The sequence below is a fragment of the Ignatzschineria sp. PL_is040 genome, assembly GCF_055813795.1.
Window position 1 is genome coordinate 1 of record NZ_JBVPGU010000064.1, and the last position, 223, is coordinate 223.

The window sequence follows — 223 nt, forward strand, 5'->3', positions numbered from 1 at the left end:
GCGGAAGATTTAGCGGGGCTCAAGCGATATACCGAAGCTGCGGATGTATATTTTAAAATATATGTGGTAGGGGAGCGTTCTGTAAGCCTGTGAAGATGGACTCGTAAGAGCCGTTGGAGGTATCAGAAGTGCGAATGCTGACATAAGTAACGTTAATGCGTGTGAAAGACACGCACGCCGAAAGACCAAGGTTTCCTGTTCAACGTTAATCGGAGCAGGGTGA

Annotated in this window: 1 rRNA gene; it reads left to right on the forward strand. The window is 47.5% G+C overall.

The annotated features are described in order from the left end of the window. A 23S ribosomal RNA gene (locus AC0SAP_RS10440) occupies positions 1 to 223 on the forward strand; the annotation flags it as partial.